The 18,065-nt window shown below is 49.9% G+C and carries 15 protein-coding genes; 14 read left to right on the forward strand and 1 reads right to left on the reverse strand.

The window, feature by feature from the left end; translation table 11 throughout:
* Window positions 1–7: 7 nt before the first annotated feature.
* From J3B89_RS10860 to J3B89_RS10905, 10 genes are all read left to right on the forward strand, one after another.
* Complete coding sequence (locus tag J3B89_RS10860) at window positions 8–1,231, forward strand: glycosyltransferase (RefSeq protein WP_215397593.1); 1,224 nt, start codon at window positions 8–10, stop codon at window positions 1,229–1,231.
* A 39-nt stretch (window positions 1,232–1,270) separates the two neighbouring features.
* Complete coding sequence (locus tag J3B89_RS10865) at window positions 1,271–2,392, forward strand: endo-1,4-beta-xylanase (RefSeq protein ID WP_215397594.1); 1,122 nt, start codon at window positions 1,271–1,273, stop codon at window positions 2,390–2,392.
* The gene (locus tag J3B89_RS10870; RefSeq protein WP_215397595.1) at window positions 2,385–3,434 is read left to right on the forward strand and encodes an acyltransferase family protein; all 1,050 of its coding nucleotides are present in this window, start codon (window positions 2,385–2,387) and stop codon (window positions 3,432–3,434) included. Before J3B89_RS10865 ends, J3B89_RS10870 begins: the two co-directional genes overlap by 8 nt.
* A complete protein-coding gene (locus J3B89_RS10875) occupies window positions 3,434–4,870 on the forward strand; it encodes a lipopolysaccharide biosynthesis protein (RefSeq protein WP_215397596.1) in 1,437 nt (478 codons plus the stop codon). Before J3B89_RS10870 ends, J3B89_RS10875 begins: the two co-directional genes overlap by 1 nt.
* 2 nt (window positions 4,871–4,872) lie before the next feature.
* A complete protein-coding gene (locus tag J3B89_RS10880) occupies window positions 4,873–6,138 on the forward strand; it encodes a VpsF family polysaccharide biosynthesis protein (protein ID WP_215397597.1) in 1,266 nt (421 codons plus the stop codon).
* Between the two features lie 212 nt (window positions 6,139–6,350).
* Window positions 6,351–7,748 carry an undecaprenyl-phosphate glucose phosphotransferase gene (locus J3B89_RS10885; protein ID WP_251372352.1) on the forward strand — a complete coding sequence of 466 codons (1,398 nt, stop codon included), beginning with the start codon at window positions 6,351–6,353 and terminating at the stop codon, window positions 7,746–7,748.
* A gap of 11 nt (window positions 7,749–7,759) precedes the next feature.
* Window positions 7,760–8,959 carry an outer membrane beta-barrel protein gene (locus tag J3B89_RS10890; RefSeq protein ID WP_215397598.1) on the forward strand — a complete coding sequence of 400 codons (1,200 nt, stop codon included), beginning with the start codon at window positions 7,760–7,762 and terminating at the stop codon, window positions 8,957–8,959.
* Window positions 8,960–8,967: 8 nt separating this feature from the next.
* Window positions 8,968–9,489, forward strand: coding sequence for a polysaccharide biosynthesis/export family protein (locus J3B89_RS10895; protein ID WP_215397599.1), 522 nt, complete (start codon window positions 8,968–8,970; stop codon window positions 9,487–9,489).
* A 2-nt stretch (window positions 9,490–9,491) separates the two neighbouring features.
* A complete protein-coding gene (locus tag J3B89_RS10900; protein ID WP_215397600.1) occupies window positions 9,492–11,654 on the forward strand; it encodes a GumC family protein in 2,163 nt (720 codons plus the stop codon).
* A gap of 23 nt (window positions 11,655–11,677) precedes the next feature.
* Complete coding sequence (locus tag J3B89_RS10905) at window positions 11,678–12,424, forward strand: tyrosine-protein phosphatase (RefSeq protein WP_215397601.1); 747 nt, start codon at window positions 11,678–11,680, stop codon at window positions 12,422–12,424.
* Window positions 12,425–12,439: 15 nt separating this feature from the next.
* Here J3B89_RS10905 and J3B89_RS10910 read toward each other — a convergent pair whose 3' ends face one another.
* Window positions 12,440–13,663 carry an amino acid deaminase gene (locus J3B89_RS10910; protein ID WP_215397602.1) on the reverse strand — a complete coding sequence of 408 codons (1,224 nt, stop codon included), beginning with the start codon at window positions 13,661–13,663 and terminating at the stop codon, window positions 12,440–12,442.
* A 177-nt stretch (window positions 13,664–13,840) separates the two neighbouring features.
* On the opposite strand from J3B89_RS10910, the gene J3B89_RS10915 reads away from it, so the two are divergent.
* From J3B89_RS10915 to J3B89_RS10930, 4 genes are read left to right on the forward strand one after another with little or no spacing between them, the layout of a single operon-like run.
* Window positions 13,841–14,704 (forward strand): MurR/RpiR family transcriptional regulator, encoded by an 864-nt coding sequence (locus J3B89_RS10915; RefSeq protein ID WP_068232005.1) that lies wholly within the window; start codon window positions 13,841–13,843, stop codon window positions 14,702–14,704.
* Between the two features lie 6 nt (window positions 14,705–14,710).
* Entirely contained in the window at window positions 14,711–15,103 is a 393-nt protein-coding gene (locus J3B89_RS10920) for a RidA family protein (protein ID WP_215397603.1), read from the forward strand.
* Between the two features lies 1 nt (window position 15,104).
* A complete protein-coding gene (locus J3B89_RS10925) occupies window positions 15,105–16,592 on the forward strand; it encodes a sodium:solute symporter family protein (protein WP_215397604.1) in 1,488 nt (495 codons plus the stop codon).
* 14 nt (window positions 16,593–16,606) lie between these two features.
* The gene (locus J3B89_RS10930; protein WP_215397605.1) at window positions 16,607–18,064 is read left to right on the forward strand and encodes a M81 family metallopeptidase; all 1,458 of its coding nucleotides are present in this window, start codon (window positions 16,607–16,609) and stop codon (window positions 18,062–18,064) included.
* Window position 18,065 lies beyond the last annotated feature (1 nt).

Consider the following 18,065-nt stretch of genomic DNA (forward strand, 5'->3'; position numbering starts at 1 on the left):
TGCAATTATGACTTACAAAACCACTTTTTTTTCTGTGCACCCGATAGACCCTTTTGGCAGTAAAGTAGGGGGCATTGAAACCCATGTACGACAATTGCTGAAATATTGCCCGGCCGGTATGCGGTTGATCCTGATCGGGGTAGACGACAGCGGTAAACGCAAACTGGGTGAGCTGACAGAAGTTGAAATGTTTGGTGGCCGTTTTCTGTTTATGCCAATACTGCATTGTCATCAGGTGGAAGTAAATGCGGCGGCCAAATCACTGTTTCAATCTACAACACTAAGATTTTTCGTTAATTTTATCCGCTTTAGCTCACGTATTAAGGCTCTGGCAAAAGAGATGCCAAGCAGTTTTGATATTCAGCGTTACGAGTTTGCCTGGCTGTGCCGTTTATATGGCTTTGACTATGTGTTAACTACGCACGGTGATGCCAATCCGGACCAGCCGATGGACTCTTTACTCAGCCGTTACTGGTTTTTGCACAAGTTTAATGAAAAACATGCCGTGCGCAGTGCCCGCCATGTGTATTCAGTTAATCAGCAGCAAACGGACCGTATCCGCCGTGATTACCCGGAAGTTGCAACAAAAACCGATTTTATGACAGTAAGTGTGGATGATCAGTTGTTTAAACCCACCGCTTACCAGAACCTGCAAGGGCCGTTAAAAATCGCCTTTGTTGGTCGGCTCGATACTTTTAAACGCCCAGGCATGATGTTTAACGTTATCGCCGAGCTGGCAAAGCAAACCAATAACCAGGTTGAATTTCACTATGTTGGTGCTGCCAAGCCACAAAGCTTTGCCGAGTTTGCCGCAATAGAGTCGCTGACAGTTTGCCATGGCTTTAAAACTTCAGCGCAGGTAGCACAGCTTTGGCAGGGCTGGCATATGGGCATTGTTACCTCGGTATTTGAAGGTATGCCGGTATATGTGCTTGAGGCCTTGTGCGCAGGGCGCCCGGTTTGCTCGGTTAACCTGCCGCAGTTATCACTGGTAATAGATAACAATATTAATGGTGTGCTGCTGGAGCAAAACAACGATTCAGTTGAACTGGCGCAACAACTGGCGCAGCAAATGCTGGCTACCTGGCAAAGCATGCGTAACGGCCAGATACAGCCTGAGCAGGTTAGTCAAAAGGTGGCGCCTTATAAAGCCAGTAATCAGATGAGAGTGCTGTTTGATAAACATGCTCAGTTACAAAGCCGCTCAGATGGGCTGGTTACCCAAAGTTAAGCACAAATCCGCTAAATAAACCGTTACAGGAATATTGTTATGTTATCGCGCAGACAGTTTGTACAGAGCCTGCTTGGGCTTGGTGTGGTGGCAGCAATGCCAGCCTGCCTGGCAAAGCCTGCAACAACACTGCCAGGCAACAGCTCTGCCGCAGCATTACCGCCAGGTACAGAGGTCACTTCGCTCAACCAGATTGCCCGTGCCGCCGGGCGCTTATTTGGCAGCGCTTTTGATATGGCATCAATTAACGATCCACAATACGGCAGCTTGCTTAAACACCATTGCGGTATTCTGACGACCGATTATCAGTTTAAGTTTGGCACCTTAAGATGGCGCGAAAGTGAGATCAGCTACAGCAAAACCGATCAGTTAATGGCCTTTGCCCGTGAGGCTGGTATACCGGTGCGGGGGCATACGCTTATCTGGAATGAATGGAACCCGGATTGGCTGAATCAGGCATCCGACAGCAGGGTTGCATACTGGCTCGATCGGCATATTGAAGAGGTAGTTGGCCGTTATGCCGGGCAATTTCATTCCTGGGACGTGGTAAACGAGCCAATGTGGCCAGGGCATAACCGCGAATCCGGTTTGCGTGCAGGACCCTGGTTACGCGCTATGGGGCCGGATTACATAAAGCGGGCTTTTGATGTGACTGCGCGTACTGATCCTGCGGCAAAACGGGTATTAAATGAAGCCTGGCTTGACCGCGCCGATCATTGGGGCCGTGGTCTGCGCTCAGCCTTTTTGCCGTTACTGGATAAGCTGCTTGATCAGGGCACGCCGATTGATGCTATTGGCCTGCAGTGCCATCTGGCACCGGGCAACCTGGATATGGACGCATTTTTGCAGTTAGTTGAACAGCTGCAGCAGCGCCAATTGCCGGTTTACATTACTGAGCTTGATGTTAATGATCAGAGCTTTGTTGATGACGAAGCACAACGGGATCAGCAGGTTGCCGCTACCTACCGGGATTTTTTGCAGGAAGTATTGCAAAATCCTGTGATAGAAATGGTACAAACCTGGCAATTAAGCGATAAATACTCGTTTTATCAGGGCAGGCAGGAGCGGCTGGTAAGAGTATTACCTTTTGACCGCGATATGCGTGCCAAACCGGCGTATCAGGCGCTGGCTACAACTTTAGCTATACCACGCCATGGCTGAAATGCCCGCTAAACCTTTGGCAAAGCCGCATTATCCTCATATCGCGCTGGCACGCGGCCTTAGCATCGTACTGGTAGCATTTGGCCATAGTGCTCTGGCTGATATGCATGCCGCAGCAGATGCGTTGGGTGTGGTCAGAATGCCGTTTTTCTTTTTGCTGGCCGGGCTGTTTTTCAGCCCGCAACATGATGTATTGCATTACAGCAAACAAAAAAGTATTGCGCTTTTAACGCCGTACTTTTTTGTTTTAACCGCCATAGGTATTAAGCAGTGGCTGTCGGGTGGTAATTTTGCCGGCTATATGGCCGGTGTACTGTACGGCAACGGCCAAACCATTGCCTGGACACCACTGTGGTTTTTACCGCATTTGTTTTTACTCTACACTTCGGCGGCACTATTGTTACGCCCCGGCGGCTTTATTGTATTAAAGCGCACTTTACAGTTTAGTCTGATTTTGTTGTGGTTAATGCTGTTTGGTGTAGTACTGGGCTATTTGCAGCCGTTGTTTTCGCAATCGCCATCCTTGTTGTTACGCAGTGGCCTGCCGTGGGGCATAGATTTTTTGCCGCTGTCGCTGGGCTACTTTACGCTGGGCTATCTGCTAAGGCAGCAGTTTACCCAGGCCCGCTTTAACCCGTTACTGCTGTTAGTGCTGACAGTTTTATTTGCCGTACTGGTATTTGCATTCAGCGCTGCGGTCGACTTTAACCTGCGTTTATACACGCCGCCGCTCTGGCTGCCGTTTATTGTGGTGGCCGGTTGTTTTATGTTGCTGCAAGGTTCTTTGTTACTCAGTAAGCTGCCGCTGCTAAGCGATGCCTTTATGCTGTGCGGCCGTTACAGCCTGTACATTCTGATTTTTCACGTGTTTTTGCAGCAGGTGCTGCAGCGCCTAGCGGGCCAGGGCGGTGTATTGCTGCAACTGGTTATTTTACTGGGCAGCATAGTGCTGTCGATTGCTGCGGGCTGGTTGATCCGCCGCGTGGTGTTATTACGCTACTGTTTTGAACCCGGTACCGCCGGTGTTAAGGCTGCCAGATAATGTTGTTGTCCAATACGCTTAAATATTTGCCGTCGCAGGTGCTGGCGCCGCTATCGCAATTTCTGTCTATTATTTTGTGGACTTACTTTGGTGATGAAAAACTCATTGGCTATATCACGTTAATCACAGCGTTTCAGGAACTGGCGATGGCGATGTTTGTCAATTGGTGGATGCACTACGCCATGCGTGAGTACGGCACCTTCAAGCAGCAAAATAATCTGTCGGCATTCTGGCAAAGTTCGCGCAGTGTTATCGCTGCGTCGTCTGTGCTGATGGTAATTGCGGCGCTTATCAATCTGTTGCTGTTTATTGACCAGGCCGCCAGCCTGACAACCTGTATATTAGTGGCGCTTTATGCCATGTTCAGAGCCAGCAATAATTTTAACGCTGCTATTGCTTCGCTGGAGCAGCAAATAGTGCGCTATTCCATTCTTACCAGTGTCGGGCCTTTTGTCGGGCTTTTTATCGGTGTAGCTTTGTTGCAGCAATTTGGCGCAGATCCTCTTTATCCGCTGCTGGGTTACGTGCTGGGCGAAATGCTGGCCAGCATGCTGGCATACCGGCGTAACAGCGCAAGCTGGCGGCATTGGTCAGTTAGCCGCGCTACTGTACTGCAGGCACTGCATTATGGTTTGCCGATGATAGGCTCGGCGCTGTTTGCCTGGCTTATTCTGCAGTACCCGCGCTATTTTATTGCCAGCAGCCTGAGCCTGGAACAAGCCGGTTTGTATGCTGTTGGCGTAGGGCTTGGCCTGCGTATTGCCTCTTTGATCACCATGATGGTAACGCCGGCAGCGTTACCGTTATTATTTAAATTGGTGCATGAAAAAGGTGAGCCGGCAGCCGTGGCGCAGCTCCAGCAAAACCTGTTGTTGTTGCTGTTGGTGTTATTACCCGGCTTAGTGGGCTTGTATGCAGTAATGCCGGTGCTTATTCCGCTGTTGGTTGAACAGCGGTTTGTTGATGCCGCCTTATTGGTTATGCCATGGGCATTACTGGCCGGAGGTATTGAGGCGCTAAAAAACGGTTATTTAAATCATTACTTTTTTATCCGTAAACGTACCGGTGCCATTATGGGCTACGATGCGGTGATGGCGATGATGGCTGTAGTGCTAAGTTACTTTTTGGTTAGCACTATTGGTATTAAAGGCGGCGCTGTGGCCAGTGCAATGGCATTGGCAGTGGGTATAGCAGTTATTGGCTTGTGGCTGCTGCTTACTAAACGCGTAACGTTGCCTTACCTGAGTATTGTAAAAATGCTGCTGGCGGTAGGCGTGATGTATCTGCTGGTGCAAAAAGTGGATGCGGCGCAACCGCTAACGGCACTGCTGCTGAAAATTGGCGTGGGGGCATTATCTTATATTACCGTGATGTTGTTGTTGTTTCGCACTGACGTGGCCGGGTTTATCCGCCAGCGCAAGGCTGGGGCCGGTTGATTATGCAAAGGCAAATGCCGGCACTGAGTTTTATGCTGCTGTTGCTTGCAATTGCGGCGCTGTTTAGTTTATCGGGCAATGTGTTATATCAGGCCGGTATTTTTTATGATTCGCCGGGTGGTAATCCACTGCACAAAATTCACCCGTCGTTCTATCTGCTGTTGTTATCGCTGGCCAGTTGGACGCTGTACCAGGGCGGGGTAGCGCAACTGTATTATTTGTTTACTGTGCGCAGCCACTTTCTGCTTTTGGGCGCGGCATTGTGTTTATTGCTGCATGATGTTGCGCTGGGGCGGCCATTATCGTCGGCCATTGTAAGTTATGTCAGTGCAGCGTTATTTCTCTCACTGCTAAAGGCGCTTAACCCGGGCCGGCTGCTGCAACTGAAATCGCTGCTATTGCTGTTGTTGTCAGCCAATGCACTGGTAGGCATGTATGAATATGCCAGCGGCGGTTTAATTGCGCCTTTGGTGTTAACTGACGCTGCCAGCGGTGAAGTGATTGACACCTCAGAGTGGGGGCAAATCCGCTCCGCCGGTTTGTTTGGTCATCCGTTAATCAGCACTATGTTAAGTGGCTTTTATCTGGTGTGTTATGTTGCCAGAGCGCTGTATGCCAGAGTGAACTTAACTGAAAGTGCAGCGGCCTTGCTGTTATTAACGGCTTTGCCGCTATTTGGCGGGCGCGGTTCTATTCTGGCAGCGGTAATAGTTATTGTGCTTTTGCTGGCACTTAAAGCTTTGCAGAGTATGCAGCGGCGCCAGCTGACACAGCGGGCTCTGTTGTATTTGTTGTCGTCATTGCTGTTATTGCCGCTGCTGTTTTATTTGGCATACAGCATTGGCTTGCTTGAACCTGTGCTTAGCCGGCTGGAAGATGATCAGGGCAGTGCATCTACCCGGTTGATTGCTATTGAACTGATGCTGGATACGTCCTGGCTGAACCTGCTACTGGGCGATATTGATCGCAGTTTATCGGGTAAAGTGCTGTTGTTTGGCTCGCGCTATGGTATCGAAATTGGCTGGATTGCGTTATTGCTTACCTACGGTGCGCTGCTGTCGGCGTTATTAATCTATGCCTTGTATTGCTGCCTGCAGCAGTTATATCAGCGGTTGTCACCGTTACTGCTGTTTCCCTGGCTATATGCTTTTATTGCCTGGAGCTCGGGTACCGGCATATCAGGCAAAACCATTATGCTTAGCGCTGCGCTGATCATGACAGTGCTGCTGTTTTGTGATCTGAGTTCTAAAGCAGTTGATAAAAGCTAACGTAGTAGCACGCTTTAGCTGAATCAAAAGTGAACCAATCTATTAATAAACTATTAATTACGGGTGAATTTTTCTAACTCAACGGGTTATAAATGTTCGTTTGTAACAGGCAACACAGACGCAGTAGTTTAGTAACAATAGCAAAGTAAATGGCCAGCTGTACCGCCTTGGTTACTTTAGCTTTGTACAACAGCGAATGCGGAGCACCAGAGATGACTAATTCAATCTTACGTTATGAGCAACCGGGCTCATCAGTGGTATACCGTTTTATTGATCTGATGATTTTGTGCGGCGTATTTCTCGCCAGTATGCATCTGTATGGTGTGCCACTTGATAAAGATTATCTGATATTGCTTAGCGTTTCGCTGGCAATATATTCCTATCTGGCCGAATCAGTACAGCTATACCGCTCGTGGCGGGCAGGCCGGTTTTCCCAGATGCTAATGCACGTTGCCACTATTCATACGGTGTCATTCTTATTAATTGTCGCCGGTTTGTTCTTGTTAAAAGAAGCCGAGAGTTTTTCGCGTCTGGCATTGGTGAGCTGGTATCTGGGCGGACTAATGGTGCTATTGTTGTGGCGGGTATCTGCCCGGGCGATAAAAACCTGGCGTCGCAAGCGTGGTTTGGGTTTGCAGCAGGTGGCGATTATTGGTTTAACGCCGTCTGGTGTCGCTCTGCATAACGAAATTACGCAACACTTTGAGCTGGGTTTTAACTGTATCGGCTTTTTTGATGATCGTGTGCCGGAACGTCTGGACGGTCTGCCAACAGAGTCGTTGCTGGGCAATGTGGAAGATGCTGTACAACTGGCCCGTACCGGTAAACTGGTAAAAATTTATATCTGTTTACCAATGATGGCGGAAAAACGCATTGCAGACATTATCAGCCGCTTAGGTGACACCACCGCAGATGTCTTACTAGTACCGGATTTCCTGTTTAAAAATCTGATGCATGCCCGTATTGGTAATGTGGGCAGTATTGACACTATTAGTGTGTTTGAATCACCAATGTTTGGTTTTCAGAGCTTTTACAAACGCAGTTTCGATATATTGTTCAGCAGCACTGTGTTGCTGCTTATTTCGCCGTTGCTGCTGATGATTGCCGTAGCCATCAAGCTTACGTCCAAAGGGCCGGTGTTGTTTCGTCAGGATCGTTACGGCCTGGACGGTAAAAGAATTGGTGTATACAAATTCCGCTCGATGAAAGTGATGGAAAATGGCGGCGCAGTAACCCAGGCCAAACGTAATGATAGCCGTGTTACTGCGGTAGGCGCCTTTTTGCGCCGTACGTCGCTGGATGAGCTGCCACAGTTTTTCAACGTACTGCTGGGTGAAATGTCGGTTGTCGGGCCCAGGCCTCATGCTGTGGCGCATAACGAAGAGTATCGCAAGCAGGTCGCTTATTACATGCTGCGGCACAAGGTACGCCCCGGCATTACCGGTTGGGCGCAGATCAACGGCTGGCGCGGTGAAACCGATACCCTGGAAAAAATGGAGATGCGGGTAAAGTACGATCTGGATTATATCCGCAACTGGTCGCTGTTTTTTGATGTGCGGATCGTATTTAAAACGGTGTTTAAAGGCTTTGTTGATAAAAATGCGTACTAGCAGGAAGATAGATGTATTGTAATGTGATCTTGTGTCGGTCGGTGCTGGCGGTGTTGTTGTTTGGCAGTATAGATTTATCTGCACAGGAACTGGTACGCAATGCCATCAGAACTGAGTCTGGTATTGATTTTATTCCGGAGCTGCGTTTTGAGCTGCGCCACGATGACAACATTGCCAATGCTGCCGAAGCTGAGCGCAGTAGCTGGATATCATTGTTAACGCCTAAGCTTACTGCGCAGCTATTATCTGGCCCTAACGAGTATCAGGCGGCACTGGAGCTGGCATCCGGCAGTTATCTTAGCAGCAGTGATGACAGCTATCTGGATTGGGACTTTAGCACCGCAGCGTTAGTGGAGTTGTCGCACCGGCACCGGTTTGATATTAAAGGCCGCTACGCTGCCGCACACGAGGCCAGAGGTACCGGTATTACTGAAGGCCAGGGGAATAACCTTACTGAACCTGCCGACTTGCGCTTGTTCAGTGTACAAGGCGCCTATGAATATGGTGCCAAAAGCAGCCGAACCCGGTTGCGTTTACTCTCGGCATACTACGATAAAGATTATCGCAACTACGAAGCCCTGACACAGTTTCGCACCTACCATAGTATCAAACTGGGCACCGAGCTGTATTACAACACCGGCGCTAACACCCGCCTGATCACTGAAATCAGCCGCTTGCACACCCGTTATGACAATACCGATATCAGTGGCAGCCGGGATAGCGATACCATGAATTACCGCCTGGGCGCACGCTGGCAACCCAGCGAACTCACTTCAGCAGAGTTGCGGTTTGGTTACCAGAACCGCCAGTTTGACAATCCGCAGCGGCAGGATTTCTCCGGCCTGGCCTGGGAGACGGCAGTACAGTGGGCACCGCTGAGTTATTCACGTTTTAATCTCAGTACCGGCCGTCAATCAAAAGAGCCTGATACACAAGGTGATTTTGTTAAAGAAACCCATTATAGCCTGTTCTGGAATCACCAATGGCAACCGTTGTTCAGCAGCAGCCTTGGTGTGAAAAGAGTAAATGACGACTATACCGGCTTTGACCGGCGTGACCGGCTGACCAGTTACCAGCTAAGTGGCAAATACTCGCTGTTACCGCAACTGTTGTTAAATGCCGGTGTCCGGCTACATCGCAACAATTCTTCGCAGGCAAACATTGAATTTGATAAAAACGAAGTCTTTGTTGCTGTGCAGCTCGCGTTATGAGGATCAAGATGTCAAATCGTGTTATAGCCGCCGTATTATTCTGTTTGCTTATTGGCTGGCCGTTAAGTGCACAAGAGCAGTATGTGCTGGGTCCCGGTGATCTTATCGTGATTAAAGTGTACGGGCAGGATGATCTGGAGCTGCAAACCCGGCTGACAGACAGTGGCACAATAAACTATCCGTTTCTGGGTAAGCTGCAACTAAGCGGAAAAAGCATCAAACAGGTTGAAGCGTTAATTTATCAGGGCCTTAAAGGCGACTATCTGGTTGAACCTAACGTATTTGTTGGCATGGTGGAGTACCGGCCGTTTTATATTCATGGTGAAGTAAAACAGCCTGGAGCTTACCCGTATCAGCCGGGCATGACGGTAAACCAGGCTATTGCGCTGGCCGGTGGCATGACAGAGCGCGCATCCCGGGAAAAAATCCGCATTTCGCGCGAAGGCGACAAAAACCAGAATGAAAGCGGCAGCCTCAGCAGCCGCATTCTGGCCGGTGATACTATTACTATCGAACAGAGATTTTTCTGATTATGGCTGTATATTCAAATGAAAAACCGCTGGCATCCGGCGAGCAACTGGTTGATGTCAGCAAGCTGTTTGGCGTAATTGGCCGCTTTAAATGGCGTATATTAATACTGGCCTTTAGTAGCGCCATTTTAGCTGCCAGTATTGCGCAAAATATGACACCCGTATACCGCTCTACTGCTACCTTGCTGATTGAGGCGCAGCAAGCCAGAGCGATTAAAATTGACGAAGTGTATGGCTTTAATTCCGCACAGCAGGAATATTACCTGACGCAGTTTGAAATTTTAAAATCACGCTCTATTGCTGAGCGGGTGTTTGATGAGCTGTCACTGGCAGGGCACCCGGCCCTGCAGGGCAAACCTTCATTTAGCAGCAAAGCTAAAGCGTACGTTAAATCACTGTTGAGCCCGCCGACACCGGCATCGGTTGATACTGAGCTAAGCAGCGCTTTAACGCATAAGCGCAGGCTGGACAAATTTAGCAGCGGCATTCAGGTAAACCCGGTACGTAAAACCCAACTGGTAAATCTGAGTTATCAGTCGTCAGATCCCCGCCTGGCACAGGCTGTAGCCAACGCTATTGGTGAGGCTTATATTTCCAGCCAGCTTGATGCCAGATTAGGTATCACGCAAAAAGCCAGTAGTTGGCTGGGTGGCCGCATTGGCGAGCTGCGTGAGCGTTTAGAACAGTCAGAAGCCCGGCTTGAAGCGTTTCGTGCACAACATAATCTGGTTGATGTAGAAGGCGTAACCGCGCTGGATGCCCGTGAGCTGGAACGGCTCAATGAAGAGCTGACAGATGCTCGCTCGAAAAAAGCCAAAGCAGAAGGTTTTTTAGCGCTGGTGCGTCAGTTTGACCAACACGATATAACGGGGCTGGAAAGCTTACCTGAAATTACCTCACATCCGTCGGTGCAAAATGTTAAACGTGAGGTTATGGCGGTAGAGCGTAAGTATTCTGAGCTTAACAAGGTCTACGGGCCTAAGCACCCGAAAATGATTGCCGTGCAAGCTGAACTGCTAACGGTAAACAACAGCCTGCGTCAGCAAATAAGTCGCCTGATAGAGGGGATCGAAAAAGAAGCGCAAAGTGCGGAAAGACGCTTGGCCTCGCTGGAGCAGCAATTTAGCCGCACTAAAACAGCGTTTTCCAGTCTGGGCTCGGTTGAATCAGATTACCGCCGTTTACAGCGCGAAGTAGAAACCAATCAGTTACTATTTGACAGCTTTTTTGCCCGGCAGAAAGAAACCGAAGTAACCGGCGATTTTGATGCGCCGATAGCCCGTTTTACTGACCGTGCTGTATTACCGTCAGAGCCGGTTAAGCCGAATAAAAAACTGATTGTTATGCTGACGTTTATGTCGACCTTGTTGCTTGGTGCCATCATTGCCTTGCTGCAGGATATGCTTAACGACACCGTTAAAAATACTGCTGATATAGAGCAGGCACTGGCCCAATGCGCACTGGGTTATTTACCTAAAGGCCAGAAAAAGAAAAATGAGCAACAGCGCAGCCTGGCGTATTTTGATCCGAAACAGCGCCGTTACAGCGAATCGGTGCGTAATATCCGCACAGCTTTATCATTGATGGCGCTGGATAAACCACTGCAGGTTATCGAAATTACCTCATCACAGCCGCAGGAAGGTAAAACTACAGTGAGTATCAACCTGGCGTTTGCTTTTGCGGCGCTGGAGCGGGTGCTGTTAATTGATGCCGATTTGCGTAAACCCTCGGTGGGCTTACGGTTTAATTTGCCACTGTACCAAAGTGGGTTAGCCAACATATTGTCCCGCACCGCAACTCTGGACGAGTGTATTGTTAAAGACGTGCAGGAAGGGGTTGATGTGATGCCTGCCGGCGCTATACCGTTAAACCCGATGGAGCTGCTGGCAGGTAATGGTTTGCAAAGCTTACTGGCTGAGCTAAAAGGGCGCTATGACAAAATTATTATTGATACGGCGCCGGTACAGGCGGTTAGTGATCCGCTGCTGGTTGCACCGCACGCTGATGCCGTAGTGCTGGTAGTTAAAGCAGATCACACCCGCATTCCATTGGTGCAACACACTCTGGGGCAATTGCATCAGGCTCATGCCAGGGTGTATGGCGTGGTACTTAACCAGATGAAAATGAACAAAGCCGAGCCTTATTATGCCAATTATGGTGTGTAAACCGGTTACCGGCAGGCGGTACGATGATGTTTGATCTGCATAACCATATATTGCCCGGCGTTGATGACGGCGCCAGAGATCTGGCCGAAGCGCTGGCTTTACTGCAACTGGCACAGCAGCAGGGTATCAGCCATATGCTGGCAACACCCCACCTGCATGCCGGGCGTTATAACAACAGTGCTGCTTCAATAACTGAAGCCATAACAGCGCTGCAACAGGCAGTAAGTGATGCAGGTATTGCCATAACACTGGCTGCAGCTGCTGAGGTGCGTATCGGCGCAGAAATATTGCCATTGATAGAGCAGCAACAAATGCCCTTTATTGGCCGTTATCAGGGTAATAAGGTGTTATTGCTGGAGTTGCCGCACAGTCATATTCCGGCGGGTAGCGATAAACTGCTGGCATGGCTGGCGCGGCATGATATTACCGTAATGCTGGCACACCCGGAGCGAAACCGCGATTTTTTGGCCGTGCCGGATAAAATTAAGCCGTTTATTAAAGCCGGTTGTTTGTTCCAACTGACCGCAGCAGCACTTGACGGTGATATGGGATTGGATGTTAAAACCTTAGCGCAGCAATGGTTAAAGCAGGGGCTTTACCATGTTATTGCCAGCGATGCGCACTCTGTTAAACGCCGCCCGCCTAAACTACAACTGGCCTATCAACATTGTTGTCAGCTGGTTGGTGAAGATCAGGCCAGGCAGTTATGTGTGCTTAACCCGGCACAACTGGCCGGGCCGGTATTTAGCGCTGGTATGTTGCTTAATTAACAACAGGTCTATAGATCAAAAACACGTTTCCAGGCTTTGCAGCAGGTTGTAATTGTCGTCAGCCAGCCACAGGCTGCGCCATTTATCAAACGTCAGGCAGGGGTGTGAAGTCCCCAGTAATACCATGTCACCAATCTGTGGCTCAATACTATTGTCGTAACGCCAGAAAGCATGCTGATCCATCACTTTGCTGGTTTCACACTGGCTAAGCTTATCGCTTAGTAATTTGCCATTACGGTAGATAGCAATGGCCCGGGGCAGGCCGGCATCAAAGGCGGCATCGCGTTTACCAAACCCCAGCACCGCCAGCCCGGGTTCCGGCAGTGATTGCACATAAGCTGCCAGCTCAAGGGCGTTTTGTAAGTCTTCGCCTAAACGGCAGGCAGTATTACTGCGGGCTAAAACCTGCTGTTGTGCCTGCTGGTAAATACCAAGATCATGGCTGATATAGCAGCCAGGACGCAGCACTATCTGCATACTGTCGGGTAAAGTGGCTTTTTTTAGTTCTGCCGCCACTATGTCATACCAGGCCGAGCCAGCGCCGCTGATCAGCGCTGTGGGGTATTGCAGCAATTGTTGTCTGAACAGCGCTTTGGCCAGTGCAGCGGCCTGTTGTACAAACTGGCGCACACTGCGTGCGGTATCTGCACTTTTAATTACGCCTTCATAAAACTCTACACCTGCAAGGCTAAGCCCGGGTAAGGTTGCCAGCTGTTGTGCCAGCTCAACAGCCTGCTGGTTAGTGCGGCAACCACAACGTCCGCCAGGTACGCCCAGCTCTATCAGCACCGGCAAACATAAGTCTTCTGCGCTGAAAAAGGCTGATAAAGCACTGGCGTTATCAATATTGTCGATGCAGACATAAATCTCATTACCGTTGGCAAGCAGTGTGGCAATCACTGCCATATTCGCTTTACCTACCAGTTGATTCGCCAGGATCAGCCGTTTGGCACCAGCCTGTACAGCTACCTGCGCCTGATAGGGCGTGGCTACGGTAATACCCCAGGCACCGGCAGCAAGTTGCTGTTGAAACAGCCAGGGCGTCATGCTGGTTTTGCCGTGTGGTGCCAGTAAAACACCACTGACATCAGCAAAGTTCTGCATCCAGTGCAGGTTATGTTGTAGTGCACTGTGTTTCAGAATAACTGCAGGCAGGCAGATATCCTGTTGCAGCAAGTTTAACTGCTGTTTGTTAGCCAGCGGACTTGCAGATTTTTGCTTTATATTTTGGTACTTCATAACATCAGGCTCTTGGCTTGTTAATGTTTATATCGCTTTAATGTTGGTAAATTACTGTAATAAAGCCATATTGATATTTACTTTTATGTTGCTTTGGTACAAAGTACCTTTCTGGGTGGGTTAAATGTTACTTTAGCAAAGGTTACTGAGTAACACCATAAGCAAATGGATAAAACGATGAGTTATGAAATAGATGTGCTGTCGCGTATCTCAGAGCGCTTTGTTGAAATGAGTGAATCTGAGCAGCGGGTGGCTCAGGTAATACTGGATAATGTGAAAGCAGCCAGTGAAATGAGCATTGCCAGGCTATCTGAAAGTGCTGGTGTTAGCCAGGCTACAGTTACCCGTTTTGCCCGCACGGTTGATTGTAAAGATGTGCGTCAACTTAAAGTTAAGCTGGCGCAATCTTTAGCGGTAGGGCAGCGTTTTGTGGAGGAAACGCCCGATCTGGATGGTATTCAGGGCGTGTATGAAGCGATTAAAAATACGCTGGATTTAAGCCGCAAGTTATTGGTAGAAGCCGATATAAAGTTGGCAGTCAGCTATTTACAAAATGCACGGATGATCTTTTGTATTGGTATGGGTGGCGGCTCATCTATTGGCTCGCAGGAGCTGCAATACCGCTTGTTTCGCTTTGGCATGCCGGTATGCAGTTACCAGGATGGCTTACTAACACGAATGGTAGCTGCGGCCGTTGAACCGCAAGACGTTGTGGTGGCCATTTCGTTAACCGGTAACACCGGTGAAATTATCGATTCTGCGGCTATTGCCCGCCAGTATGGCGCCAAAGTCATTGCTATTACCAAGCCGGGTTCACAACTTGCCGCCAATGCCGACATTGTGCTGGGTTTACAGGCACCGGAAACCGACTTTATCTACAAACCTTCAGCGTCACGTTATGCCATGCTGGCCATTATCGATGTGCTGGCAACCGAAGTAGCCAAGCTGAATAAACGTAAATCGCGTGACAAATTGCGCCGGGTAAAACTGTCACTCGACAGCCATCGCGGCGGTGATGATCGTCAGCCTTTGGGAGATTAATCAGTCATGACTATAAAACGTTATGGTGTGGATGAAAGCACCGGCACTGGCGGGCAAAAATTACCCTTTGCCAAAGCGGTGGAAGCCGCAGGCTGGCTGTATGTATCTGGCCAGACACCAATGCGTAACGGCGAGGTGGTAGAAGGTGGCATTGTGGAGCAATCTGAGCTGGCCCTGCAAAACTGCCTGGATATTATGCAACAGGCGGGCTACAGCCTGGCTGATGTGGTGCATGTAAAGGTGTACCTTACCGATGCACGCTATTTTAGCAGTTTTAATCAGGTATTTCGCCGGGTGTTCAGCGAGGCACCACCGGCACGGATCTGTGCAGTGGCTGATTTGGTGGTTGACTGCAAAGTAGAAGTGGATCTGACATGCTATCGCGCCGACAGAGCCTGAGATGAACAGCAGCCTGTTTTTGCTGGGGTTTGGCCTGTATCTGCTGCTGATGATAGCAATCAGTTATCTGGTATCACGCAAACAGCATAGCAGTGAAGACTTTTTGCTGGCCGGGCGTAATGTGTCTGGCGGCCTGACATTTGGTACTACTGTCGCCACCATGATTGGTACAGGCACCAGTATGGGGGCGGTAGGATATGCCTATCAGCATGGTTGGGGCGGTATGTTGTACGGTATCGGCGGAGCCATTGGTATTTTATTAACTGCCTGGTTATTTGCGCCACTCAGGCGTATGCGTTTTATGACGATGAGCGAAGAGCTGAGTTATTACGCCGGGGCTAACCTTTGGGTTAAGCATTGCAGTGCGGTGATGATTTTTCTGGCGTCACTGGGCTGGATGGGCGCACATATTATCGGTGGCGCGCTGTATTTGTCCTGGGCTACCGGTTTGGAGCTTTTTTACAGCAAGCTGTTAATTGCCGTGGCATTTACCCTGTATGTGATGATCGGCGGTTATCGTGCGGTAGTCTGGACTGACAGCCTGATGGCACTGATTTTATTTGCCGGCTTTTTGCTAATGAGCTATGCCGCTGTGCAATCTGCAGGTGGTGTTATGGCGCTGGGTACGGCTGTTGCCACGGCGAGGCAACAGGGCATGATGCAGCAACTGCCGCTGCTGCCGGCAATTTCACTCTCAGCAGTTGTTATTGTGGGGGTGCTGGCAACACCTTCGTTTCGTCAGCGTATTTATGCTGCCCGCAGTATTGGCACCGTGCGGCGATCTTTTATTTTTTCCGGTGTACTGTATCTGCTGTTTGCCGCCCTGCCGGCAGTAATTGGTATTGCTGCTTTTTCACTGGCACCACAACTTGAAAACCACCAGTTTGCTTTTACTACTGTAGCTGTGCTGGTATTACCCGCCGCACTGGCGATGCTGGTGTTGCTCGCCGGGCTGTCAGCCACGCTGTCGTCGGCCAGCTCTGATGCTATTGCGGCGGTGTCGGTATTGATCCGTGATTTTTATCAGGCAATCAGCGGCGCTATGCCGCCGCCGGATAAAGCCATTTTATATGCCCGCCTGTCAGTGCTGCTGGTGTCTGGTGTGGCTTTGCTACTGGCTTTGTTGTCCGATGATCTGATCCGCTATATCAGCAATATGATTGCAACGCTGATGTCCGGCATGTTTGTGATAGCAATACTGGGCCGGTTCTGGCCGCGGCTTAACTGGCAGGGGGCTTTAGCCGCTATGCTGGCAGCTGTTACCACGTCGTTGCTGTTGATCAGCCAGCCACTGTGGCTGGCTTACTGGGGTAACCCCTGTTTACCGGCGGTTGCCTGTGCCATGCTGGCAGCAATAGCGGTAAGCCTGCTGACACCACCATGCCGTATCAACCGGACAGAAGCACTGAAACTGATCAGTGCGCAACGTGAAGAATATCAAGCTGTAACTGAAACATTTCCGCAGGGCTCACTGCCTGAGCGGCGATAAATTATCGAGGAACTATGCGTATTTTTACGGCGTCTCTGGCCACTGAAACCAATACTTTCTCACCCATGTATACCGATGTGCACAGCTTTTATCAGAGTTTTTACGCTGCACCAGGTCAGCATCCGGCCACACCTACACTGTGCAGTGCACCGTTAATCGCTTGCCGTGAATATGCTCAGGCACATGCCGGTACTGAAGTAATAGAAGGCAGTTGTGCCTGGGCAGAGCCCGGCGGTTTACTCAACCGTCAGTCATATGAGCTGCTGCGGGATGAAATACTGCTACAGCTGCGCGAGGCTATGCCGGTGCAGGCAGTGTTGCTGGGTTTACACGGTGCAATGGTGGCACAGGGATATGACGACTGTGAAGGCGATTTACTGCAGCATGTCCGTGCTATTACCGGGCCAGACGTAATTATCGGCGCTACGCTGGATCCGCACAGTCATTTAACGGCTGCGCGCTTGCAGGCCGCTAATTTACTGATTGCATTCAAAGAGTTTCCGCATCTTGATTTTATGCAATGTGCGCGTGAGCTGGTAAAACTTGCCGTAGCCGCAGTACAGCGACAAATAACACCCAGCATGAGCAGCTTTGACTGCCGGATGATAGATGTGTTGCCTACCAGCCATGAGCCGATGAGGTCTTTTATCGCTAAGGTACGGCAGACAGAGCAGCAGCCAGGCGTGTTGTCTGTATCAGTGATCCACGGTTTTATGGCCGGTGATGTGCCTGATATGGGCTCACGGTTATTGGTAATAACTGATAACCAGCCACAGCTTGGTCAGCAACTGGCACGCCAGCTTGGCCTGGAGTTGTTTTCATTGCGTGGTAAAACCTTGCCAGAGTTTCATAGTATCAATGCAGCACTGGATTTGGCCCGGCAATGCAACACAGGCACTACAGTGCTGGCAGATGTCTGGGATAACCCGGGCGGTGGTGTAGCCGGAGACGGTACCCTGATCTTGCAGCAGATTATCGCCCGCGGCTTAACCGGCGTTGCGGTGGGTACTATTTGGGATCCAATGGCGGTGAAGCTGTGCTTTGCCGCAGGAGAGGGGGCAATAATAACACTGCGTTTTGGTGGGAAAAGTTGTGCCACAGCAGGTGCTCCAATAGACAAAGAGGTTAAGGTTGTGCGGCTGAAGGCAAATGCTCAGCAGCAGTTTGCTGACAGCAGTGTGCCTATGGGCGATTGCGCCTTGATAGCCTTTGACGGTATTGAGGTTATTTTAAACAGTAACCGTTGCCAGTCGTTTGATCCGAGTTTATTCCAAGCCCTGGGTGTTGTGCCCCGGCAGTACAGGCTATTGCTGATAAAATCAACCAATCACTTTTATCAGGGGTTTGCGCCACTGGCTGCACAAATCTTGTATGTTGATGCCGGGGCACCATACCCCAGCGATCCTAAGCGTAATGGCTACCGTAAGCTTAGCCGGCCACTCTGGCCCATTACCGAGCAGCCGTTTGACTAAG

It is taken from the genome of Rheinheimera oceanensis (assembly GCF_018831085.1).
GTDB classification, from domain to species: Bacteria; Pseudomonadota; Gammaproteobacteria; order Enterobacterales; family Alteromonadaceae; genus Alishewanella; species Alishewanella oceanensis.